The following is a 21,853-nucleotide window of genomic DNA, read 5'->3' on the forward strand; positions in this document are numbered from 1 at the left end:
GTGGGGTCGCGTATGCTCCCCGCGAAGTCGGCACGGGGGAGGCGTCGATGAGCGGCTACGATCCGCTGGCACTGGCCGACTGGGCCCGCATCCGCCGCTACGCCGTGCCCGGCTGGATGATCGCCGAGGCCACCGCCGCCCGTGAGCGCGGCGACTGGCGGGCCGCCTGCGAGGCCGCCCTCGTCGACGTGCACATCACCGACCCCGCCCCGGTCGCCGACCTGCTCGCCGGCCTCGCCCCCGACCTGCTGCGCTGGCATCTGCCACGTGCCCTCGGCGGGTCGACCGAGCTGGCCTCCGACCGGACATACCTGCTGGAGACCGGCCGACCGATCACTCCGGGGGCGCCGGTGCTCGTGGCCCGGGTTCCGGCCCGCCGCCCGATGGGTGACCCGCTGATCATCGAGGTGGTGCCCGCCGGGTCCTTCGACCATGCCGTGCCACGCGCGATGTGGGATGCCCGATATGCCGCCGGGCTGCCCGGCTCGCTGGTCGACCGCTCGCCGATCGACGGTTCGCTGGTCGACGGTTCGCTGGTCGACGGTTCGCCGATCAACGGTTCGCTGGTCGACGGTTCGCTGGTCGACGGTTCGCCGATCAACGGTTCGCTGGTCGACGGTTCGCTGGTCGACGGTTCGCCGGCCAACAGTTCGCCGGCCAACGGTTCGCTGGTCGACGGTTCGTTGATCGACACCGAGCTGGTCCGGCGCGGCATGATCCGTCCCGGCGCCCTTCATCCCCTGGTCCGCGCGGTGCTCTTCCCCGACGCCGTTCCCGAGCCGCCCGAGCCGATCGTCCCGGCCGGGTTTGCGACCGAGGAGCGGGTCCGGGTCCGCTGCGGCGGCGGCTGGCATGCGATCACTCTCGGCCACGGCCGACTCGGCCTGCCCGACCACACCGATGCCGAGAGGCGCCGCGAGCGGTCGCTGCGCGCGTTCGGCGGAGTCACCGGTGGCTGTTTCAACACCGAGCTCGCTTGGTGTGGCGGGGACAGCCGCCCACCGAAACGCGTCCGCGCGTACCGCCGTGACCTGTGGCTGCGCATGCGGCACGGCGGCACCCGGGTCGTGCTTGAGCTGCTGGATGCCGGTATGGACCCGGACATCCGGGACAACCGTGGCCGGACCCTGCTGCACCGGCTCAACGCGTTCGACCACACCCGGCTGCTTCCCCGCCTGCTGGCCGCGGGCGTCGACGTCAACACCCGTGACCGGTTGGAGATGACCCCGCTCTTCGAGGCGGTCTGGCACCGATGGCCGGCCGACGTGGCGATGGCCCTGGCCGACGCCGGAGCCGACCCCCGCATGCGGGTGATGTACATGAGCATTCTGAGCCAGCTGGACATCATCGAGCGGGACGGCGCCGACGACGGCTGGACGGCCGTGATCGCCAAATTGAGGGAGAGAGCATGACCGCCGGGCTCGACGCCGCCGATACGCTGCTGCGCCAGATCCGGGTCACTCGGACCGAGCCGGTCACCGACCACCGGGCGGCCGCTCTCGCGCTGTGCGTCGCCGCGAACCTGCCGGTCCTGCTCTGGGGTGAGCCCGGCATCGGCAAGTCGGCGACCCTGGCCCAGCTCGCCGACGGTCTCGACATACCGCTGGAGACGGTGATCGCCAGCGTGCACGAGCCGTCCGACTTCGCCGGTCTGCCCATCGTCGGCGACGACCCGGCCGTCCAGGGCGTCCCGATGGCCCCGCCCGACTGGGCGGTCCGGCTCGCCCGCCGCGGCCGTGGCCTGCTCTTCTTCGACGAGTTGTCGTCCGCCCCGCCAGCGGTGCAGGCCGCCCTGCTCCGGGTCGTCCTGGAGCGCCGGGTCGGCAGCCTCACCCTGCCCGACGAGGTCCGGATCGTCGCTGCCGCGAACCCGCCGTCCTCGGCCGCCGACGGCTGGCACCTGAGCCCGCCGCTGGCCAACCGCTTCGTCCACCTGCACTGGACGCACGATCCGCGGGTCGTCGCCCGGGGCCTCACCGGCGTGTGGCCGCGCATCGACGTGCCGGTCATCGCCGCCGACCGGGCCGCTAGCGCCCTGGCCAAGGCCCGTGGCGTGATCGCCGGTTTCCTCACGGCCCGTCCCGGCCTGACCCACCACCTGCCGGCCGACGCGGAGGCCCGCGGTGGTGCGTGGCCCTCTCCACGGACCTGGGACATGGCCTTGCGCCTGCTTGTCTTCCACTTCTGTGCCGGCACCAGCCGGGAGGCGCTGGCCAGCGCGATCATCGGCGCCGTCGGGGATGGTCCCGGCCTGGAGCTGACCACCTACCTCGACGAGCTCGACCTGCCCGATCCCGAGCGCGTCCTCGCCAATCCGGCGGCGTTCGCCCTTCCCGAGCGTGGTGACCGCCAGCTGGCGTTCCTCACCGCGGTCGTGGCCGCCATCGACGCGAAGGTCACCCGCGAGCGCTGGGAGGCCGGCTGGACGGTCCTGGCCAAGGCCGTCGACGCGGGCGTGCCGGATGTGGCGGCCCGGGCGGCGTTCGACCTGGCCCGGATGCGGGAGCCGTCCTGGCCGGTCCCGGCCTCGATCGACGCCTTCCTCGGCGTGCTCACCGCGTCCGGATTGCTGTCCGGTGGCTCCTGACCCGGCGCTGCCTCGGCAGGCCCCGACCAGCGCCCCCGTCCCGGCCCAGCCGGCCCCGCCCACGCCACACTCCCCGCCGGTCGGTCCGGTGTCGGCTCAGCCGGTCGGTCCGGTGTCGGCTCAGCCCGTTCGTCCGGTGTCGGCACAGCCCGTGGGTCCGGTGTCGGCACAGCCGGTCGGTCCGGCGTCGGTACAGAGCACTGGGCCGGCGCCGGCTCAGTCGGGTTCCGGGGTGCCGTCGCAACCCCGGCCGAAGCGGGTCAGTGCCGCCCACGCCTTGGACCGGACGAAACTGCTGGCCGCGCGCCTGAAAGCGGCCGGCTCCCAGCCCTACCTGGCGTCGGCGCTCTACAGCCTCACCGTGGTGCCCAGTCACGAGGTGCCGACGATGGGCGTCGACCGGCACTGGCGCTGCTACGTGAATCCGGCGTTTGTCGACGCCACCCCGGTGCACGAGCTCACCGCCGTCTGGGTGCACGAGGTCGCCCACCTGCTGCGCGACCACCACGGCCGGGCCATGCTGGTGGCGCCGGAGATGCGGTACGACCATCACCGGGTCAACATCGCGCAGGACTGCGAGATCAACGACGACATCTCGTCGCTGCCGTCGAACGCGTTGCGCCCGGCAATGTTCGGCCTGCCCGACGGCCAGATGTTCGAGCAGTACCTGCCGCACATCCCGCCGACCCCACATCACCCGGAGTGTGGTTCCGGGGCACACGGGCGCGAGATGCCGTGGGAGTCGTCGGATGCCGCCCGGGTCAGCGCGGTCGAGGCCGCGGCGATCCGCCGGCAGACCGCCAACGAGATGCGCGCCCACGCGAAGTCGCGGGGCCGGATCCCGGAGGGCTGGCGCCGCTGGGCCGACGACATCCTGGAACCGACTGTCGACTGGCGACGGGCCCTGACCGGCGCGGTCCGCGAGGCGGCGTCGTGGGCCTCCGCTGCGGTCGACTACACCTATCAGCGACCATCGCGCCGCGGGACGGCCGTACCCCGTGTGGTCTTCCCGAGCCTGCGCCGCCCGATGCCGCGGGTGGCCGTGGTCGTCGACACGTCGGGTTCGATGGGTGACGGCGAGCTGAAGGCCGTGCTCGGCGAGGTGGCCGGGGTGCTGCGCGCGGTCGGTATCGGCCGTAACCGGGTCACCGTCCTGGCCTGCGACGCCGACGTCCACGCCGTCCGCCAGGCCAACACCGTGGGTGATGTCGTTCTGGCCGGCGGCGGCGGAACTGACATGCGGGTCGGCATCGAGCAGGCGTTACGCGCTCAGGAGCGCCCCCACATCGTCATCGTCCTGACCGACGGTTACACCCCGTGGCCGGAGGTCCGTCCCGGCAACGTCCGGGTGATCGCCGGCCTGGTCGGTGACTGCCCCGACGCCCCGCCGTCGTGGATCGAGACGGTGCCCATCCCACTTGACCAGCTGGGGACAGGTCGCACATAAGTTAATCCCACGCCGCAGCTCAGATACTGCGAATCGCGCGATGAGCACCGCACCCTTCACAGGAAGTTAATCGTGGTTTACCTTCCTGACATGGATGAAGGTCTCTTCGACGACAGCGCGGTCATCCGGCGCGTGGCCCGTGAAGGGCTCCTGCTCGCCGGGGGCGGCCGGGCCACGCTGCTCCAGATCGCACACCCGGGCGTCGCTCAGGGCGTCCACGACCACAGCGACTTCGCCGAACGTCCCCTCGACCGGCTGCGCACCACGATGAGTTACGTGTTCGGCGTGCTCTTCGGCACCGTGGAGGAGGGCCGGGCGATCAGCCGGGCCGTCACCGCGATGCACCGCAAGGTGACCGGCCCCGGCTACTACGCCGACGACCCCGACCTGCAGGTCTGGGTCAACGCCACCCTCTACGACACTGCCGTCCTCATCTATCAGCGCGTGTTCGGCCCACTGCCGGACGCCGAGCTCGACGAGTGCTTCCGCCAGTACAGCGTGCTCGCCACCTCGATCGGCTGCCCCGAGGACGCCTGGCCCGCCGACCGGGCCACCTTCGACGCCTACTGGGACCGCACGATCCACACCCTGCGGGTCAGTGACGAGGGCCGGGAGATCGCGGCCGCGCTGATGCGCCCGAAGAACATCCCGCTCGTCATGCACCCGGCCAAGCCGCTGAACCGGCTGGTCACCGTCGGATTGTTGCCGGAACCGATCCGTGCGCAGTTCGGCTACACCTGGTCACCGCGGCAGCAGCGAGCGTTCGACGGCTTCTTCGGCGTGACGAGGCTCGTCTACCCGCGACTGCCCGGCAAGGTGCGCGACCTGGTGAAGGACTACTACCTCAACGACCTGCGCCGGCGCCTGTCCCGGCGGCGCAACCCCCTCACCGCCGACGGGAGATAGCTCACCGATGAGAGCAGACGAAGGTCGTACCTCCTGGGGCCGGGCCTGCTGGCTCCTGCTCCCCTCGCTGGCCGTGCTCGGCGGCGTCACCGTCGGCATCGCCGAGGGCGCGCTCGCCGCCTCGTTCGGCGTCTCCGGCCAGCAGTTCAAAGTCAAAGCCGCAACCGTCGAGGGTACGGACGTCGCCGCCTATCTGGACACGGCGCAGAGCATCGACGGCACCCACCATCCGGTGATGCTCGCCGGCGTCGGTCAGGCCTCCCTGCGCGACGTGTGCACCTCCGCGGTGGTGGACGTACCGGTCGTCGGAAAGATCTCGCTGAAGGTGCTGGGCGGCCGCTCCGAGGCGATCACCGGAACCAACGTGGTCGCCGACGCGGACGCGCTGCTCGGCGGCAACGGCGTGATCACCGATGTGGAGGCCGGCCGGGACGCCTCCACGCTGGACCGGGTGGAGGGTGTCAGTGGTCCGCCCGGCCGGTTCGGGGTGCAGGCCGGGACGATCCGGACGGAGGACGTGAAGAGCACGGCCTGGTCGGCGAACGGCGGCACTCTGGAACTGGCCGGCGACCTCGAGGTGACCGTGACGACCGGCGTGAACGAATGCTTCTGACCCGTCTGCGCGAGTTCAGCGCCGACTTGGACGAGCGGGTTCCGGGCCGGGCGGCGTTCCGTCACTGGCGCCGGACCCGTCCGTTCTGGGGCGGGGTGTCGGTCGTCCTCGGCGGCCTGGTGATTCTGACGCTGCCGATGGCCCCGCTACCCGTCATGATCCACGTCGGGATGGCCGCCGTCTCCGGAGTGGCGATCGGTTCGATTCTGATCGCGGCCGGTCTGTTCTTCTGGTTCGCTCCCGCCCAGCGGTCGTTCGTGGCGGTGGTGGCCTCGATCTGCGCCCTGGTCTCCGTGGTGACGACGAACCTGGGCGGCGGAGGCATCGGAGCGTTGCTGGCCCTGGTCGGTGCAGCGATGGCGTTCGGCTGGCGTCCCTTCACCGCGGAGCCGTCCGCCGAGCACGACCCAGCGCAACCGCCGACTGCACACGACGAGTCGACTCAAGACGTGCAGTCGACTCAAGACGTGCAGTCGACTCAAGACGTGCAGTCGACTCAAGACGTGCAGTCAACTCAAGACGTGCAGTCAACTCAAGACGTGCAGTCAACTCAAGACGTCCAGTCAACTCAAGATGTGCAGTCAACTCAAGATGTGCAATCAACTCAAGATGCCCAGTCAACTCGAGGTGTGCGGTCAAGTCCGGGTGTGGAGTCGTCTGCCAGGGCGCTGGCGTCGAGCCCGGCGCGATGGCGTCAGCTGATGGCGAGTCTGCTCGTCGCGGTCTGTGCGGGGTTGATCGTGTCGGTCATGGTGTACCGCCCGGTGAATGCGCGGGCCGCGGAGGTGAATGGCACGGTGCAAGAGGCGGCTGCGGTTCCCGCGGTCTCGTTGTCCTGTGTTCCTGTGCCGGGCGCCACGCGTCCGTGGTGGATTCCGGAATGGCTCTGGCTGGCATGCCCGAATCCCTCCACGAATCCGTCGGCCGGCGCGCCGGCATCCGGGAGCCCGTCCCCATCGGCGACGCCCGCGCCGACTCCGTCACCGAGCGGGACCCCGACCGGCGGCACCGGGACCGCATCGCCGGGCACGGGAGGCAGCGGCGATCCCGGGCCTGGCGCGTCCGCGTCCGCCTCGGCGTCCGCGTCCGCTTCTGTTGGGCCTGGCATGACGGCGGCACCTCGGATGAGTGATCCGGGGCGGATCGCCTCCACCACATACGGCGAGAACGTCCCTGAGGTCATGGCGGACAAGCTCATGGCGACCGGGTTCACGTTCCGGGGGACCGTGGAGATGCCCACCGTCGACGGAACGGTCAAGGCGCTCGTGTTCCACGCCGACAACCTGAAGGCCGACAACTACCGGATCCTCACCAAGGACCCGGGCCCCGACCTGCGTCTCGGCATCGACCTCGACATCGACGACGTCGACATCTACGCCACCCGTCTCGGGGGCCTCATCACCGTTCCCTATCTCGACGTCCCGCTGCTCCCGGTGGAGATCACCGCCGACCTGATCCCCACCTGGCTGCCGCTGAACATCTGGCTCCCGGCGTTCTCCGGGAACGACGTGAAGGCCGGCCAGGTGTTCATCCGCGCCGGCACGGTCCGGGGCAGCGATCTGTCGGCCGACGTCATCGGCTCGGCGGGTTCCCGGTCCTGAACCGGTCCGCCACTCCCTCCAGGCCGGTGTCGAAATGCGATTACGTCGACGAGCGCTGAACGAACTCAACGGGTGAAAAAGCAGGTCACGGTCACCTCGCCGGATGTCTCCCGGGAACATCAGCAATCATGCTGAGGAAAATCATCGCGGTGGCCACGGCCGCCGCCGCATTTCTGGTGCCCGCCGGTCCGGCCCTGGCCGACTCGCAGGACGGCATTCCGGAGACCGAGGAGTACGTCCAGTGGATGTACGAGGACTATTCGGGGCCGATCTTCGACCAATGGCAGGGCGACCTGAGTAACTACATGGGCGCCTACTTCGTCAACACCCGCGTCCTGGTCGACCAGAACACCAGCAGTGTCAAGAACCTGCATCCCCGCATGTATGTCCGGGCGTTCACGGGACAGAACTACACCGGGGCCAGCATGACCCTGCTGCCGTTCGACCGGGCGGAGAACGGGATGAGCTGGCGCTACCCGAGCCTCGGTTCGTTCGACAATTCCTTCCGCTCGCACCGCTTCGACTGGGCGAAGTGATCCGGAGGATCGTCGTCACCGCGGCCGGCGTGCTTCTCGCCGCCGGCTGCACCCCGGCGGAGGTGGCGACGCCCGTGATCCGGACCGGGTCCGACATCCGCCTGCCGCTCGACGAATACCTCCTCACCGACGAGCAGATCCAGCTGATCAGCAGCGCGCACACCGTTCTGGGGCGCCGGTGCCTGGCTCGGCTCGGCCTGCGCTGGCCGAAGCCTGAGCCGTCGGCCGAGGCTGTGCCGGAGCCACGCAACGCGCGCCGCTACTACGTGCTCGAACTCGACGAAGCCCGGGCCCGCGGCTACCGGGCCGCGCGACCGCAGCGCCCGTCCGTGGTGGGCGAGGAACCCGACCCGGAGGCCGTGGCCGCGTGGACCCGTGAGGGCGGATGCGCGGTCAAGGCGTCACGCGCGCTGTCCGTCGGTGGGTCCGGCGTCGACCCGCAGGTCCTGCAACTGCAGACCTTCTCGCGGATGCAGACCGACGCCCGGGTTCACGAGGCCAACGACCGCTGGTCCCGCTGCATGCGGGACGCGGGGTACACCTACCCGGACCCGGAGACCGCCGACAGTGATCCCCGATGGACACAGACCCCGGACGCGACTCCCGTCGAGATCGCCACGGCCACGGCTGACGTTCTCTGCAAACAGCGGACCCGGCTGCCTGACACGATGTTCGCGGTCGAGACGGCCCTCCAGGAGGAGGTCGTCGCACAGAATCGCGCCGGCCTGCTCGACGTGCGGGCCACGAACCAGGCCGCGCTCGACAGGGCCGGCCGGATTCTCGCCGCAGCCGAGCGCGGTTGATGTCATCCGTCGGCCGGCGACGATCGCAGGGTCAGCAGGGCGGCGGTGAGCAGGAGGACGAGTCCTGCGGCGAAGACCATGCCGGTCCGGGTGAGGGTGGCGGCTGCCCGGTCCGGGAGTAGCCGCTGGTGGGCGGGGGAGATGACGGCCACGGCCCGGCCCCGGACCTGGGTGGTGGGGAGAGTCCCGTCGCCGTCGGCTGCGGACGGGGTACCCGCGGCTGCCCGGGAGTCCAGCGATGCGGCCGCGTTGTCGCCGAGGACGAAAAGGCGGCCGGCGGGTATCCGTACCGTGAAGGGGGTCGTGCCCGTGCCGACCGTGACCTGACCGGTGGTGATGGCCGACGCATCGCCGCAGCAGGTGATGGTCTCGCCGCCGGTTGCCGCGACGCGTTTGAGCAGCAGATTTTCGCCGTCCAGCAGCACCACGTCGCCGCTGGCGGCATCCTGGGACCAGGTGTCCACCACGACCCGGTCACCGGGGGTGATCAGCGGAGCCATGGAGACGGTCGGGATCGCGTAGACGCGATAGCGGAGCAGGAACCAGCCGGTCGAGGCGAGCAGCATCACCAGCCCGGCGGCGAGTGCGGCGCTCCGGGCGATGTGCAGGCGACGTCCGTACATCGAAAGGGATCGTATCCGCCGGGAAGGCCGGTTGCTATGCACCTAGTTGCACAGCAACGATGTGCATAGCAGGATGCGAGGCATGGCGCTGGAACACGCGATCCTGGTCTCCCTGCTGGAGCAGCCCGGGTCCGGATATGAGCTGGCCCGGCGCTTCGAGCGCTCGATCGGCCGGTTCTGGACCGCCACCCACCAGCAGATCTACCGCGTCCTCAAGCGCATGGAGTCGGACGGCTGGGTCACCGCCGAGGAGATCGGCCAGGACGGGCGGCCCGACAAGCGCCGTTTCTCGGTCGCCTCGCCGGGACGGACGGCCCTCGTCGAGTGGCTGCGGGCGCCGGTGCAACCGGAGGCGGTGCGGCACGAGCTGGCCGTGAAGATCCGGGGCGCGGCGTTCACCGACGACGCCGGGCGCGCCGAGCTGATCGGTGAGGTGGAGCGGTATCGCGCTGAGCACGAGACGCTGCTCACCACGTACCTGAATGGTGAAAAAAGGGATTTTCCTGATCCTGACAAGCTGGACGCCGGGCAGCGCCTGCAGCATGTGGTGCTGCGCGGTGGCATCGCCTACGAGCGGATGCTGCTCGACTGGCTCGACGACGTCCTCGACACGCTCCGAGCACTGTAGAAAGGAACGTTCCGTGCTCTTCAACCCGAACACCTACGACCCCGCGCACCTCGACGCCGAAAGTCGCCGGCTGCTGCGTGCCCTCGTCGACTTCTTCGAGGAGCGCGGCAAGAACGCGCTGGTCAAGAGCTATATCGACCGGGCCTGGTACGACGACTTCCTCGCGTTCTCGGCGAAGGAGGGACTGTTCGCGACGTTCCTGACACCCTCGGCCGACGGTGGCGGCGACAAGCGCTGGGACACCGCCCGTAACGCCGCGCTCAGCGAGATCCTCGGCTTCTACGGGCTCGACTACTGGTACACGTGGCAGGTGACCGTTCTCGGTCTCGGGCCGGTGTGGCAGAGCGCCAACCCGGTCCAGCGGCAACGCGCGGCCGAACTGCTCGACGACGGGCACGTGATGGCGTTCGCCCTGTCCGAGCGCAGTCACGGTGCCGACATCTACGCCACCGACATGATTCTCACGCCGACCGGGGACGGTGGATTCACCGCCAGCGGCACCAAGTACTACATCGGCAACGGCAACGTCGCCGGGCTGGTCTCGGTGTTCGGCCGGCGCTCCGACGTCGAGGGGCCGGACGGGTACGTGTTCTTCGCCGCCGACAGCCGGCACGAGAACTACCACCTGATCAAGAACGTCGTGAACAAGCAGATGTACGTGAGCACGTTCGAGTTGACCGACTATCCGGTCCGTGCGCAGGACGTCCTGCACACCGGCAAGGCCGCGTTCGATGCCGCACTCAACACCGTCAACGTGGGCAAGTTCAACCTGTGCACGGCCGCGATCGGGATCTGCGAGCACGCCATGTACGAGGCGGTCACCCACGCGCACCGGCGGATGCTCTACGGCCGGCCGGTCACCGACTTCCCGCACGTGCGGCGGGAGCTGACCGACGCGTACGCCCGGCTCGTCGCCATGAAGCTCTTCAGTGACCGCGCCGTCGACTACTTCCGTAGCGCCGGGCCCGACGACCGTCGTTATCTGCTGTTCAACCCGATGACGAAGATGAAGGTCACCACCGAGGGCGAGAAGGTCGTCGACCTGATGTGGGACGTGATCGCGGCCAAGGGCTTCGAGGCGGACACCTACTTCGACAAGGCCGCCATGGACATCCGTGGCCTGCCGAAACTCGAGGGCACGGTGCACGTCAACCTGGCCCTGATCCTCAAGTTCATGCCCAACTACCTCTTCAACCCCTCGGCGGAGTACGCGCCGGTCCCGACCCGCCACGACGCGGCCGACGACGAGTTCCTGTTCCGGCAGGGTCCCGCGCGCGGGCTCGGCGCCATCCGGTTCCACGACTGGCGGACCGCGTACGACACGCACGCCGGCCTGCCGAACGTGGCCCGGTTCCGGGAGCAGGCCGACGGCTTCTGCACGCTGCTGCGCGACCACGCGCCGACCGAGGCACAGCAGAAGGACCTCGACTTCCTGCTGTCGGTCGGCCACCTGTTCGCGCTGATCGTCTACGGACAGCTGATCCTGGAGCAGGCCGAGCTGACCGGCGTCGACCGGGTGCTGCTGGACGAGATCTTCGCGATCCTGGTACGGGACTTCTCCGCCTACGCCACCGAACTGCACGGCAAGACCGCGACCACCGACGAGCAGGCCGCCTGGGCGCTGGCCAACCTCCGCCGGCCGGTCGGCGACGAGTCCCGCGACGCCGCCGTCTGGCAGCAGGTGCTGGGCCTGGTCGGCGCCTACGAGATGCGCCCCTGACGGAGCGTGCCCTGGAGAAGCGGGTCGTGGATCGCTCTCGGATATGGCGTTCCGCAACAGGCGGGAGTAGCCTCCGTGACGCGAACCACGGCTCGCCATCCACTGTGGAGATCGATCGGCTGGTGGGCGGCCCGGACGGGCCGATTAATCAGCTGTTTACCTGAGGAGTCCTCGGATCCCGGTGCGGCTGTCCGATACAGCAGGGGAGCACCATGGGAGGGGATGACTGTTGACCGACACGCAACCGGCCGGGCGTCCGGTGGACCACCTGCGCCGGGATCCGGTGCTGCGTGGGCTGATCGGGTTCACCCTGGGCGCATGCGTGCTGTTCTTCCTGCTCAACGGCCATGCGGTGCGGCAGGCGCAGGTGTACTGGGCGGCCCAGGTGCCGCTCGACGCGGCGCTCGCGTACGGCGGATGGCGACTGCGGCGACTCGCCGACGTGCGCTATCGACGCTTCTGGTCGATGATCAGTTTCGCCGGAGCATCGTTCACGGTCGGTGACACGTACCATTGCCTCCAGGTTCTGATCCGGTCCGGTGAGCCCTCGCTCACCGGAGGATCAGTGCAAACCGTATTCTTCGCCATCGGGATGACCAGCAACGTCGTCGCCTGCCTGATCTTCCCGCAGGGTCTGCGCACCGCCCGCGAGCGGTTCGTCTTCTGGCTCGACGCCACCACCGTGCTCGTCGGCGGCGGCGTGGTCGCCTGGTGCTTCGCCTTCAACCCCCTCGACGGCGCCGGCACCGACCGGGTCAACGCGAGCGTCACCGCGGCATTGGTGCTGGTCGCGACGTTCTCCGCGACCAAGGTCGCGCTCATCCGCAATCCGCCGATGGCGCGGATGGCGGCCTGGCCGATGGTTTCCGCCGCGATGGTCCAGGGCGTCAGCACGTTCCTGCCCGGCGATTTCCAAACCCTTGACCATGCGTACGTGTACGCGATCCGCCTCCTGCCGAGCGTCCTGATCGCCATCGGCCCGTGGATCCAGATCGTGGTCGTCCGCGTCGGCGACCCGCGCTACACCGCCAAACGCCGCCCCTACAGCCTGCTGCCGTACGGCATGGTCGCCGTCACGTTCGTGGTGTTCTTCCTGATGCTGCCGGACACCGCGTCGTCGCAGCTGGTCGGCGCCACCGTCGGTCTCGTCGTGATCACCTGCCTGGTCGCCGGTCGCCAGCTGGTCGCCTTCCACGACAACATGAACCTGATCGGCCGCCTCGACGTGGCCCTCGGTGAGCTGCGCGTCCAGGAGGTGCAGCTGCGCGAGCAGGCGTCCTTCGACGGCCTGACCGGACTCGCCAACCGCACCCACTTCGGGGAGGAGACGGCCCGCCTGCTCACCACCGACTCGTCGGTGCTGCTCATCGACCTGGACGACTTCAAGACCGTCAACGACACGATGGGCCACGCGGCCGGTGACGCGCTGCTGGTGATCGTCGCGTCCCGGCTGCGCGGCGCGCTCGGCGACGGCCTGGTGTGCCGGCTCGGTGGCGACGAGTTCGCGGTGCTGCTCCCCGGGATCGGCCGTGCCGGCGCCGAGGCGGTCGCCGCCCAGATCCTGCACCGCCTCGCCGAGCCGATCGTCCTGCTCCAGCACACCCTGATCACCCGGGCCAGCATCGGCCTGACCGGCGCCCGGCCCGGCGACGACCCGTCGACCCTGCTCGCCAACGCCGACATCGCCATGTACGAGGCGAAACGTCGCGGCAAGGGCCAGTGGATCGCCTACGCCGACGAGATGGGCGCCCGGATCAGCGCCGAGGCGGTGCTGATCCGGGAGCTGGACGCGGCCGTCGAGCAGGAGCAGTTCATGCTGCTCTTCCAGCCGATCGTGCGGCTCTCCGACGGCCGGCTCACCGGTGTCGAGTCGCTGATCCGCTGGAACCATCCGACCCGCGGCCTGGTGCCGCCGATCGACTTCATCCCGGTCGCCGAACGCACCGGCCAGATCGTGGCGATCGGCCGGTGGGCGCTGCGGCAGGCATGCCGCCAGGGTGCCGCGTGGCTGGCCGAGTTCCCGGGGGAGGCCCCGCTGCAGGTCGGCGTCAATGTGGCCGGGCCGCAACTGCGTGACCCGAACCTGGTCGCCGACGTCGCCGCGGTCCTCGCCGAGACCGGTCTGCCCGCCGGGAGCCTGGTCATCGAGGTCACCGAGACCGCCGTCCTGGACGACGAGCAGTCGCACGCCACGATGATCGCGTTGCGGGCGCTCGGCGTGAAGCTGGCCCTCGACGACTTCGGCACCGCCGCGTCCTCCCTCGGACTGCTGCTCACCTGCCCGGTCAACTCGCTGAAACTGGACCGCTCGTTCGTCGAGTCGATCACCACGGTCAGCCGGCAGGCGGCGGTCGCGACGGCGGTCAGCCAGATGGCGGCGGCACTGGAGTTCGGGTCGGTGGCCGAGGGCATCGAAACCGAGGAACAGCGCGATCTGCTGCGCGGACTCGGTTACGAGTACGGCCAGGGCTACCTGTACTCACGGCCTGTTCCGCCGGAGCGGATCAGTGAACTCCGCGTCCGGGGCCTGGTTCCGCTGCCCGCCGCGCCGTGACCGTGCGCCCGGTCTCCTGACCGCCTCGGCAGCCCGATGGTCAGCGCGATCCCGCCGGCGATCCGGCAGGTCAGGCCATCACGCTGTCGAACTCCCAGTAGGCGCGCAGGGCAGCGATCTTGCCGGCGTCGTTGCCGCGATAGGTGAAGACGCCGTGGACCTGGACGGTGTGGCCGCCGGGCATGGTGAGGTGGATGGTGCCGACGTCGGCTATCTCGTCGCCGCACAGGTAGGAACGCTCGATCGCGAAATGCATCTTCTCGACCTGGCCGATCACCGTGTCGTAGAAGCCGGCGATGGCCTCGGCGCCGCGATGACCGAGGCCGTCGGGGCAGAGCGGTGACGGGCCGATCGGGTCCTCGACGACGGCGTCGTCGGCGAACAGGCCGAGCCAGGTCTCGCGGTCCTTCGTGCCGGCCGCTGCCTGTGACTGTCGTGCCAGATCCCGAACCGTCGACATCAGGTGCCTCCCCGTCCCGCCGCAATCGGCTCGTCGATACCGCTGAGACTAGAACGCGTTCTAATTCCGGGCAACCGTATCCACCCGTGGGACGCCTTGCCGGGCCGGACCCGCCGCCTGCGTCGCGGTGTAGCCACGGTGCTTCGGGTGGCCGTACCCAATGATTAAGGTTTTGGGGTGCCTCGCGTCTCGGAAGCCCACCTCGCCGCCCGCCGCCAGCAGATTCTCGACGCCGCCGCGCGGTGTTTCGTGCGCAACGGTTTCCATCAGACGTCCATGCAGGACGTGATCAAGGAAGCGGGGCTGTCGGTCGGCGCGTTCTACCGGTACTTCAAGAGCAAGAACGAGCTGATCACGGCCATCGCGGGGGAGAAGATCACCGCGGTCACCGGGGTGCTCGACGGGTTGCTCGCGCTCGACCCGATGCCGTCGATCCCGGAGATCCTCGACCGGCTCCTCGAACTCATCGACGTGGCCGCGGTGGAGGACGGCACGGTGCGCATCGCCGTCCAGGTGTGGGGGGAGGCCGTCCACGATCCGGAGGTGGGGGCGCTGGTCGCCGAGGTCTACGGCCGTGTCCGCGAACGGGCGGTGCTCACCGCGCAGCGCGCCCAGGCCGCCGGCCAGATCCCGCCGGACGCCGACCCGGTCGGCATCGGGGCCGCCTTCTTCGGGCTGGTCCAGGGCTACATCCTGCAGCGAATCCTGCTCGGCCGCATCGATCGCCAGCAGTACATGAACGGTGTCCGTGCATTAATGGGTTGACGTCAGGTTGCGCCGACCGTCAGCAGGATCAGGAGGCTGGCGGCTATCTCGACGAGACCGACCTGCTTCGGTGTCATCGGACGGCCGGGGAGCAGCCAGGCGCGAGCGAGCAGGGCCGCGAAGACCGCCGCGGCGAAGGCGCTGATCGTCGTCGCAGCGGCCAGTGCGGCCAGGTGGTAGCCGATCGAGGCCCGGCGGTACGCGCTGGAGCCGCGCTCGCGGATCATCGTCTTGACGAAAGCTCGGGGCGGACCACGATGACAGGCACCGCCAGGGCCACCGTGATCCGTGTCGCGCTGAGCAGGGCGACCGCGGCCCCCGACGTGTTCACGTCCCCGATGCTAGGGCGGCGCAGGTCGCGGGTGTCAGGGCAACAGGTCCCGCCGGTTCGGGCCGGCGGGCCGGGACCTTCGGCCCCTGAACGGCTCTGTGATGATCGGATAACCTTGCCGGCATGAGTGAGCAGGATGCCCAGCAGCGGATGGCCGGTTACCGGTTCGCCGTGCCGATGGCGGGCTCACACGTGCGGCGCGTCTTCGACGAGCGGTGTCCCAGCCAGCGCGACTGACGCCCCCGCCGTCGACTCAGTGGATCCGGCGTGTGCCACCGTGGGGCCCGCTCTCCGCTCCCGTTCCCCGAGGAAAAGTTCCGTGCTGGAAGACATCCGCGCCTACTGCCGGCGTGACCCCGCCCTGTACGGGATCAAGGTGGCCGAGGTGCTGCTCTATCCCGGCCTCTGGGCGCTCTGGGGCCATCGCGCCGCGCACCTGCTGCACCGCGCCCACATCCCGTTCCTGCCCCGGTTCGTGTCGCAGGTGATGCGGTTCCTCACCGGCATCGAGATCCACCCGGGCGCGGTGATCGGCCGGCGCTTCTTCGTCGACCACGGCGCCGGGGTGGTGATCGGCGAGACCGCCCGCATCGGCGACGACGTCACCATGTATCACCAGGTCACCCTTGGCGGGCGCGGCTGGCAGCGCGACACCAAGGGCAGCCGCCGTCACCCGGAAGTGGGAGATCGGGTCACACTCGGGGTGGGCGCCACCGTCCTCGGCCCGGTCAGTATCGGCGACGACGCCGAGATCGGCGCTCTCGCGCTGGTCGTCACGGACATTCCGGCCGGGGCCCGGGTGCGCGCCCCGGCCGCGGAGATTGTTCCATCAACACCGAACGCCGGCATCAACTCTGGAGCGAGGCCATGATCTACAACGACGTCACCGAGCTGATCGGCCGGACACCGATGGTCCGGCTGACCCGGTTCGAACCCGGACTGCCGGCCAAGCTGGTCGCCAAACTCGAATCCGCCAACCCGGGCGGCAGTGTCAAGGACCGGATCGCCCTCGCCATGATCGAGGCCGCCGAGGCCACCGAGGAACTGCGCCCCGGCTCGGCGATCGTCGAGGCCACCAGCGGCAACACCGGCATCGGCCTGGCCCTGGTGGCGGCCGCGCGAGGCTACCGCCTCACCCTGACGATGCCGGACAGCATGAGCGCGGAGCGGCGGGCGCTCCTTCTGGCGTACGGGGCACAGCTTGTCCTGACTCCGGCGGCCGAGGGCATGAAGGGCGCTGTCAAACGAGCCCTGGAGATCGCCGAGGAGCAGCGGGCCTGGCTGCCGATGCAGTTCGACAACCCGGCGAACCCGGACATGCACCGCCGTACGACCGCACTGGAGATCTGGAACGACACCGACGGGCAGATCGACCTGTTCGTCGGCGGTGTCGGCACTGGCGGCACTCTCACCGGTGTCGGTCAGGTGCTCAAGGAGAAGCGGCCGGAGCTTCGGGTCTACGCGGTCGAGCCGGACGAGTCGCCGGTGCTGTCCGGTGGCGAGTCGGGACCGCACGGCATCCAGGGTATCGGCGCCGGGTTCGTGCCCGAGGTCCTCGACCCGACCATCTACGACGAAGTGGTCCGGGTGACCGTCGAGCAGGCTCGGGAGGCGGGGCGGCAGCTGGCCCGTACCGAAGGGATCCTTGCCGGTGTGTCCAGCGGCGCGGCGCTGCACGCCGCCCGTGAGCTGGCTTGGCGCGCCGAGAATGTCGGCAAGACGATCGTGGTCGTGCTGCCGGACACCGGTGAGCGGTACCTGAGCACGCCGCTGTTCTCCGCACCCTGATTGTGCGGACGGCCCGGCGTGCGTCGCACGCCGGGCCGTCCAGGGGGGGTGGGGTGGAAGATCAGTACTGGGTGGTGACGCCGGCCTTCTTGCAGGCGGCGTTGAGGTCCTTGCCGGCCTTCGTCGACTCCGGGGTGTCGAGGGCGGCGGTCGGGTCCTTGGCCGCGGCGGCCTCGGTGGCCTGCGTCGCGATGAGCTTGACGGCCTTGCCGACCTCGGTCTCGCTGGTGCCGACGGCCTTGTCGAGCTGCTTGGCCATGTCCGCCAGGATCGTCTGCTGGTCGGCCGGCTTGAGGTCGCCGGTCGTCTGGTAGATGGTCGTCATGGCGTCCTTCATCGCCTCGCTCGCCTTGTTGGCGCCCTCGCAGATCTCCTTGTCGGAGGGCGCGGCGGCGGCAGCCTCGGTGGTGGCGGCCGGGGCGGCGGCGCTGGCGGTGGTCGCGGCCGGCTGCGCGGAGGTGGCGGGGGCCTTCTCCTCGGAGCAGGCGGACAGGCTGACAAGGAAGACGCCGGCGAGAGCGGCGGTAGCGATGCGCTTGGTGATCACGCCGAGAAGCTAGTAGATCAACTTCATCTTGATCAACCCCATAAGCAACGCCTTGGTTACGACGACCCGGCCGACCTGGTTACATCGCCCGGTGATGGCACACGATCGAGCACACGATCGATGCGGGGGTGTCGTGCGCAGGACGTTGTCCGGGTTCGTCGCGGTGCTCGCCGGGCTGATGCTCGCCGGGTGCCCGTACGATTCCGCCGAGCGGCTGGAGTACCGGATCGGCGTCGCGCGGATCGGTGACGACTACCACCTGTTCGCGCCGCTCTGCGCCGGCGACAAACTGTCCGGGGTGCAGATCGGCGAGTCCCCGTACACCTGGTGGTCGGTCTCCGGGCCCAGGGATCCCGCGGCCGAGACGGCCGAGTTCGTGGTCATCGGCGACGGGAGCCCGTTCCGTCACGTCACCGCGCCGCCCGGGAACGACACGAGAGCGCCCGGTCTGCCCGACGACTTCCGGGTGACAGTGGACTACGCCGACGGGTACGGGTCCGGGATCGGCAAATCGATCACCCTGCAACTCGCGGCGGTGCCGTCCTACCCGTCCGGTACCGACCCGAGGCAGGTGCGGTATCTGACCCGGCCCCTCGACGACATGGGTGATCTGGCCGGGCCGGAGGAGATCCGGGCCCACTCCGACTGCGCCGGTGACGCCGAGACCCCGCTGCGGCAGACGGCCGAGTCGATGCGTTCCGGCGCGGCCGAGCGGGCCGAGTCGGCGCTGCTCGACCGCGCCGCCGTCAACTGGCTGACGCCGGTCACGCTCGACATGCCCGACAGCGAGGACATCGCGGCTCACGTGTGTGACAACGGGCCGGGGTTCGGGGCGCTGGTCGCGGCGTTCGGGCAGGAACGGCTGTGGCGCGAGGAGGAGTTCGACGTCGACACCGGTGCCGAGGTGCGGCAGTTCGTCGGTGCCTACGGGCGGATCACCGCCACCGAGGCGATCGATCAGGTCGGTGGCCGGTTCGGGTGCGAGCGGTATTCCGACTTCGGGGTCGAGTACAGCGGGATCCGCCGGGTCGGTCTGGCCGAGCTGCCCGGTGTCGACCGGCGGATGCTCTACTGCGAGGAGTCCGGGCATCGGGCCGGCCGGTGCACGTTGTTGCTGGCCAAGGGCGACATCCTGAGTCGTGTCGTGGTGCAGGGGGAAACCTTGGAGCAGGCGACCGTCTCGGCCCGGGCGCTGGCCGACGACGCCGCGGCCGCGCTGGCCGGATAACGGCGCCGGTCACCGCGGGACGTGGTCGTACAGGACGAAACTCGACCACCGGGCCGGATCCGGGTCGTCGGCGGCGATGGCGTGGCGGGCCTCGTGCAACGAGACGGCGGCGTCGCCGGAGGCGACGAAACGCTCGTAGAAGCCGGTCATCAACCGGCGGCCCACCTCGTCGTCCACCCGCCACAGGCTCACCACCACCGCGCGTGCGCCGGCGATCGACAGCGCGTAGACCAGGCCGGTCACCCCCTCCTGGACGCGGATGTCGCCGAGGCCGGTGTCGCAGGCCGACAGCACCGCCAGCTCGGTGGCATCGAGGTCGAGCCCGGCCAGATCCTCGCCGGTCACCACGCCGTCGTTCGGTGACCGGGGATCGTCGGCGCCGGCCAGCGCCAGCCCGCAGCGCAGCATCGGCATGGGCGCAGTCATCCACATCAGCCGGCTGTCGGTGCTGCGGTGCGCGTCGCCGGTGATCCGGGCGAAGACCGATCGGCGCAGGTCGGCGTCGTTCTCGTCCAGGTAGAAGCCGTGCGTGGCCAGGTGCAGGATCCGGGGTGAACGTGCCTGCAGGACGCGATCGCGAGTGGCCTCCGGGCCGGTCCAGGCGTGCGTGCCGAGTATCCGGGCGACCTCCTCACCCTCGCGGGCGGCGCCGGGAAGCTCCGGAAAGCCCTGCGGGAACTGTGCCGACAGGCTGCGCCACCCCGGGGGGTGCTCGACGGGGTGATCCGCCGGGTGGAAGTCGGGGCCGGCGACCACCAGCGGCTCACCGGCCGGCCCGGGAGCGGCTTCGCGCAGCAGCACCCGGGCCGACGTCAGGTAGGAGACCCGCATCCGTTCGCCGAGCGGGATCCCGGCCGCGTCCGGCAGCACGTCCCACGGGATCAGGCCGAGCGCACCGTCCGGGGCGACCAGCAGCGCCGCCGCCCCGGCACACGCCGTCCGCAGCGGCTCGGCCAGCCGATGCCCCAGATCACCGGCGACGTGCGGATCGGCCCGCCCCGCGGCGACCGCGGCCCGGAACCGGGTGACCAGCCGGTCCACGTCGCCGTGCGGTCCGAACCGGAGCACCCGGACCGTATTGTCGACGGCGAGCAGGCCCAGGTACTCCACCCCGTTGCCGCTGCCCGCCTCACCGGTGGACAGGTCGGCCCGTACCCACACCTGCACCTGGAGCAACGCGGTGCCCGGCGGCAGCGCGGCCAGCAGATCAGCCGTGGCCGGAGCGGTGACCGGCCCGGCCTCGGCGCCCATCCGCATCTCCAGCAGCCACTTGCGCGACAACAGCGCCGTGTACTCCTCGCGGGGCCGCTCCGCACCGCCGACGCTGAGCGCCGAGATCTCCCGGGTCACCTCGCGCAACTCGTCGGCGAGCGGACCGGCCGGCCGGTTGCGGCGGGCCCGGCGCAGCACGTCCAGTTCCAGGCCCTGCCGCTGCAGAACGGTCTGGAACAGCACGTCCGCGGCGTCGGCGGACCCGGCCTCGCAGGCCGCCACACACACCGCCAGGAACAGGCTGTACCGGCGGAAATGCCGGTCCACGGCGACGCGCAGCTGCTCGCTGTCATGCAGGGTGGCGTGACCGGCGATCTGCCGGTACTCGATGTCACCGGCGAGGCGGACCGCGTCCAGGGCGATGTCGAGTTCCCCGCGAGCCGCGGCCGTCCCGGCGATCACGGCGAGCACCTCGGCCACCATCGGATGGTCGACACCGAACGCCCGGCGTGCCACCGGCAACGCCCGCCCCGCCCGGGCCAGCGCCTCGCCGGTCAGTCCGGCCCGGTACTCGCGGCGGGCCAGCGCGTTCTGCTCCTGCGCCCAGTGCTGTGCCTCGTTGCTGCCGGCGAGCGACCACCCGTACGCCCGCTCGCCCGGAACCGGAAGGTCGATCATCTCCCGCAGCCGGTCCAGATCGATGGACGGATCGGCCGCGGCGATCATCGTCTGCAGGTGGGCGGCCTGCCCGATCAGCCCGCGGTCCGCGCCGCCGGACTCGGCCAGGACCGCGTCGACCCGATCCAGCAGCCGGATCGCGCCGGCCGTGTCATCGGCCCGGTAGCGGATCCGCGCGCCGGTCAGCAGCGTGTCGAGCAGCAGGTCGGCCGGAGTGGTGCTGACCCCCGGCAGCTGCGGGAACTCGCCCGGCCCGGCGGCGATCCGCTCGGCCTCGGCGATCATGTCGTCGGCCATGTCGGCGGCCATGTCGTGGTAGCCGGCCGCGGACAGCGCCCGGGCGATGGTGGAACCGGCGTCCAGGAGCAGAATCCGGGCCTCGATGTCGGTGTCGTCGGGCTCGGCCAGCTCGATCCGGTCGATCTCCAGCAGGGCCGTACCGGGCCGGCCACGGTCGAGGGCCAGTTTGGCCAGGACCACGTGGAACCAGGTCGCCGCGAAACCGTCCGGCGGCACCAGGGCCAGACCGTCGGCGGCGAGCCGCTCGGCCGCACCGGTGTCACCGCGGGCGAGCTCCATCACCACTCTGAGCTGGAGCAACGTGACGTCGGTGTCGCGGAGGGCGGCGAGCAGGTCAGCCGCCGAGGCGGGGTCACCGGCCTGCAGATGCAGCAGCGACAGCCGTACCACCTGGCTGGTCAGGTGTGCCCGGGTCGCGGCCGCCTGCCAGTCGCGACGGGCCTTCACGGCGTCGCCGCGCCGCAGGTGCCGCAGACCCGACGCCACCAGCCCCTCGAACAGCATCTCGTCCCACCAGCGCGGCATC

20 protein-coding genes are annotated in these 21,853 nt (G+C 70.4%); 15 read left to right on the plus strand and 5 right to left on the minus strand.

Annotation, left to right across the window (positions count from 1 at the left end):
* The first annotated feature begins 47 nt into the window (after nt 1–47).
* The 8 genes from ACFO0C_RS15465 to ACFO0C_RS15500 all read left to right on the plus strand — a co-directional run bounded on the left by ACFO0C_RS15465 (nt 48) and on the right by ACFO0C_RS15500 (nt 8,493).
* Nucleotides 48–1,412 (plus strand): ankyrin repeat domain-containing protein, encoded by a 1,365-nt coding sequence (locus tag ACFO0C_RS15465; RefSeq protein WP_378067301.1) that lies wholly within the window; start codon nt 48–50, stop codon nt 1,410–1,412.
* Nucleotides 1,409–2,587: an AAA family ATPase gene (locus ACFO0C_RS15470; RefSeq protein ID WP_378067302.1), complete on the plus strand. Its 1,179-nt coding sequence runs from the start codon at nt 1,409–1,411 to the stop codon at nt 2,585–2,587. Before ACFO0C_RS15465 ends, ACFO0C_RS15470 begins: the two co-directional genes overlap by 4 nt.
* Nucleotides 2,588–2,819: 232 nt before the next feature.
* Nucleotides 2,820–4,034 carry a vWA domain-containing protein gene (locus ACFO0C_RS15475; protein ID WP_378067303.1) on the plus strand — a complete coding sequence of 405 codons (1,215 nt, stop codon included), beginning with the start codon at nt 2,820–2,822 and terminating at the stop codon, nt 4,032–4,034.
* A gap of 90 nt (nt 4,035–4,124) precedes the next feature.
* Nucleotides 4,125–4,940: an oxygenase MpaB family protein gene (locus ACFO0C_RS15480; RefSeq protein ID WP_378067304.1), complete on the plus strand. Its 816-nt coding sequence runs from the start codon at nt 4,125–4,127 to the stop codon at nt 4,938–4,940.
* Nucleotides 4,941–4,947: 7 nt separating this feature from the next.
* Complete coding sequence (locus tag ACFO0C_RS15485; RefSeq protein ID WP_378067305.1) at nt 4,948–5,553, plus strand: DUF6230 family protein; 606 nt, start codon at nt 4,948–4,950, stop codon at nt 5,551–5,553.
* Nucleotides 5,544–7,154: a DUF6114 domain-containing protein gene (locus ACFO0C_RS15490; RefSeq protein ID WP_378067306.1), complete on the plus strand. Its 1,611-nt coding sequence runs from the start codon at nt 5,544–5,546 to the stop codon at nt 7,152–7,154. Before ACFO0C_RS15485 ends, ACFO0C_RS15490 begins: the two co-directional genes overlap by 10 nt.
* 128 nt (nt 7,155–7,282) lie before the next feature.
* Nucleotides 7,283–7,690, plus strand: a complete 408-nt coding sequence (locus tag ACFO0C_RS15495; RefSeq protein WP_378067307.1) for a hypothetical protein — start codon at nt 7,283–7,285, stop codon at nt 7,688–7,690.
* Nucleotides 7,687–8,493, plus strand: a complete 807-nt coding sequence (locus ACFO0C_RS15500) for a hypothetical protein (protein WP_378067308.1) — start codon at nt 7,687–7,689, stop codon at nt 8,491–8,493. The genes ACFO0C_RS15495 and ACFO0C_RS15500 overlap by 4 nt, the downstream gene beginning before the upstream one ends.
* 2 nt (nt 8,494–8,495) lie before the next feature.
* Here the strand turns inward: ACFO0C_RS15500 and lepB are convergent, their stop codons facing one another.
* Nucleotides 8,496–9,116: a signal peptidase I gene (gene lepB, locus ACFO0C_RS15505; protein WP_378067309.1), complete on the minus strand. Its 621-nt coding sequence runs from the start codon at nt 9,114–9,116 to the stop codon at nt 8,496–8,498.
* A gap of 82 nt (nt 9,117–9,198) precedes the next feature.
* Here lepB and ACFO0C_RS15510 point away from each other — a divergent pair, with 82 nt between their 5' ends.
* The 3 genes from ACFO0C_RS15510 (at nt 9,199) to ACFO0C_RS15520 (ending at nt 14,018) form a co-directional block, all read left to right on the plus strand.
* Nucleotides 9,199–9,744 carry a PadR family transcriptional regulator gene (locus ACFO0C_RS15510; protein WP_378067310.1) on the plus strand — a complete coding sequence of 182 codons (546 nt, stop codon included), beginning with the start codon at nt 9,199–9,201 and terminating at the stop codon, nt 9,742–9,744.
* Between the two features lie 13 nt (nt 9,745–9,757).
* On the plus strand, nt 9,758–11,464 hold the full coding sequence (locus ACFO0C_RS15515) for an acyl-CoA dehydrogenase family protein (RefSeq protein ID WP_378067311.1): 1,707 nt from the start codon (nt 9,758–9,760) through the stop codon (nt 11,462–11,464).
* Nucleotides 11,465–11,693: 229 nt separating this feature from the next.
* Nucleotides 11,694–14,018 (plus strand): putative bifunctional diguanylate cyclase/phosphodiesterase, encoded by a 2,325-nt coding sequence (locus tag ACFO0C_RS15520; protein WP_378067312.1) that lies wholly within the window; start codon nt 11,694–11,696, stop codon nt 14,016–14,018.
* A 70-nt stretch (nt 14,019–14,088) separates the two neighbouring features.
* On the opposite strand, the gene ACFO0C_RS15525 is transcribed toward ACFO0C_RS15520, so the two are convergent.
* Nucleotides 14,089–14,478 (minus strand): nuclear transport factor 2 family protein, encoded by a 390-nt coding sequence (locus tag ACFO0C_RS15525; RefSeq protein ID WP_378067313.1) that lies wholly within the window; start codon nt 14,476–14,478, stop codon nt 14,089–14,091.
* Nucleotides 14,479–14,655: 177 nt separating this feature from the next.
* On the opposite strand from ACFO0C_RS15525, the gene ACFO0C_RS15530 reads away from it, so the two are divergent.
* On the plus strand, nt 14,656–15,243 hold the full coding sequence (locus ACFO0C_RS15530) for a TetR/AcrR family transcriptional regulator (RefSeq protein ID WP_378067314.1): 588 nt from the start codon (nt 14,656–14,658) through the stop codon (nt 15,241–15,243).
* Between the two features lie 2 nt (nt 15,244–15,245).
* Here ACFO0C_RS15530 and ACFO0C_RS15535 read toward each other — a convergent pair whose 3' ends face one another.
* Entirely contained in the window at nt 15,246–15,470 is a 225-nt protein-coding gene (locus ACFO0C_RS15535; protein ID WP_378067315.1) for a hypothetical protein, read from the minus strand.
* A gap of 423 nt (nt 15,471–15,893) precedes the next feature.
* Between ACFO0C_RS15535 and epsC the strand changes: the two genes are divergently transcribed.
* Complete coding sequence (gene epsC / locus ACFO0C_RS15540; protein WP_378067316.1) at nt 15,894–16,445, plus strand: serine O-acetyltransferase EpsC; 552 nt, start codon at nt 15,894–15,896, stop codon at nt 16,443–16,445.
* Nucleotides 16,442–17,362 (plus strand): cysteine synthase A, encoded by a 921-nt coding sequence (cysK, locus tag ACFO0C_RS15545; protein ID WP_378067317.1) that lies wholly within the window; start codon nt 16,442–16,444, stop codon nt 17,360–17,362. Before epsC ends, cysK begins: the two co-directional genes overlap by 4 nt.
* Before the next feature lie 61 nt (nt 17,363–17,423).
* On the opposite strand, the gene ACFO0C_RS15550 is transcribed toward cysK, so the two are convergent.
* Nucleotides 17,424–17,909, minus strand: a complete 486-nt coding sequence (locus ACFO0C_RS15550; RefSeq protein WP_378067318.1) for a hypothetical protein — start codon at nt 17,907–17,909, stop codon at nt 17,424–17,426.
* 133 nt (nt 17,910–18,042) lie between these two features.
* Between ACFO0C_RS15550 and ACFO0C_RS15555 the strand changes: the two genes are divergently transcribed.
* Nucleotides 18,043–19,137, plus strand: a complete 1,095-nt coding sequence (locus tag ACFO0C_RS15555) for a hypothetical protein (protein ID WP_378067319.1) — start codon at nt 18,043–18,045, stop codon at nt 19,135–19,137.
* Nucleotides 19,138–19,146: 9 nt separating this feature from the next.
* Here ACFO0C_RS15555 and ACFO0C_RS15560 read toward each other — a convergent pair whose 3' ends face one another.
* Nucleotides 19,147–21,852, minus strand: coding sequence for a CHAT domain-containing protein (locus ACFO0C_RS15560; protein ID WP_378067320.1), 2,706 nt, complete (start codon nt 21,850–21,852; stop codon nt 19,147–19,149).
* Between the last annotated feature and the right edge of the window lies 1 nt (nt 21,853).

Origin of the sequence: Actinoplanes subglobosus (assembly GCF_042650585.1) — a bacterium.
GTDB classification, from domain to species: Bacteria; Actinomycetota; Actinomycetes; order Mycobacteriales; family Micromonosporaceae; genus Actinoplanes; species Actinoplanes subglobosus.

Bases quoted from the DNA above. Each gene is read 5' to 3' on its own strand.
- ACFO0C_RS15465 (WP_378067301.1), top strand. From the start codon at position 48: ATGAGCGGCTACGATCCGCTGGCACTGGCCGACTGGGCCCGCATCCGC.
- ACFO0C_RS15470 (WP_378067302.1), top strand. From the start codon at position 1,409: ATGACCGCCGGGCTCGACGCCGCCGATACGCTGCTGCGCCAGATCCGG.
- ACFO0C_RS15480 (WP_378067304.1), top strand. From the start codon at position 4,125: ATGGATGAAGGTCTCTTCGACGACAGCGCGGTCATCCGGCGCGTGGCC.
- ACFO0C_RS15485 (WP_378067305.1), top strand. From the start codon at position 4,948: ATGAGAGCAGACGAAGGTCGTACCTCCTGGGGCCGGGCCTGCTGGCTC.
- ACFO0C_RS15490 (WP_378067306.1), top strand. From the start codon at position 5,544: ATGCTTCTGACCCGTCTGCGCGAGTTCAGCGCCGACTTGGACGAGCGG.
- ACFO0C_RS15495 (WP_378067307.1), top strand. From the start codon at position 7,283: ATGCTGAGGAAAATCATCGCGGTGGCCACGGCCGCCGCCGCATTTCTG.
- lepB (WP_378067309.1), bottom strand. From the start codon at position 9,116: ATGTACGGACGTCGCCTGCACATCGCCCGGAGCGCCGCACTCGCCGCC.
- ACFO0C_RS15510 (WP_378067310.1), top strand. From the start codon at position 9,199: ATGGCGCTGGAACACGCGATCCTGGTCTCCCTGCTGGAGCAGCCCGGG.
- ACFO0C_RS15525 (WP_378067313.1), bottom strand. From the start codon at position 14,478: ATGTCGACGGTTCGGGATCTGGCACGACAGTCACAGGCAGCGGCCGGC.
- ACFO0C_RS15535 (WP_378067315.1), bottom strand. From the start codon at position 15,470: ATGATCCGCGAGCGCGGCTCCAGCGCGTACCGCCGGGCCTCGATCGGC.
- cysK (WP_378067317.1), top strand. From the start codon at position 16,442: ATGATCTACAACGACGTCACCGAGCTGATCGGCCGGACACCGATGGTC.
- ACFO0C_RS15560 (WP_378067320.1), bottom strand. From the start codon at position 21,852: ATGCCGCGCTGGTGGGACGAGATGCTGTTCGAGGGGCTGGTGGCGTCG.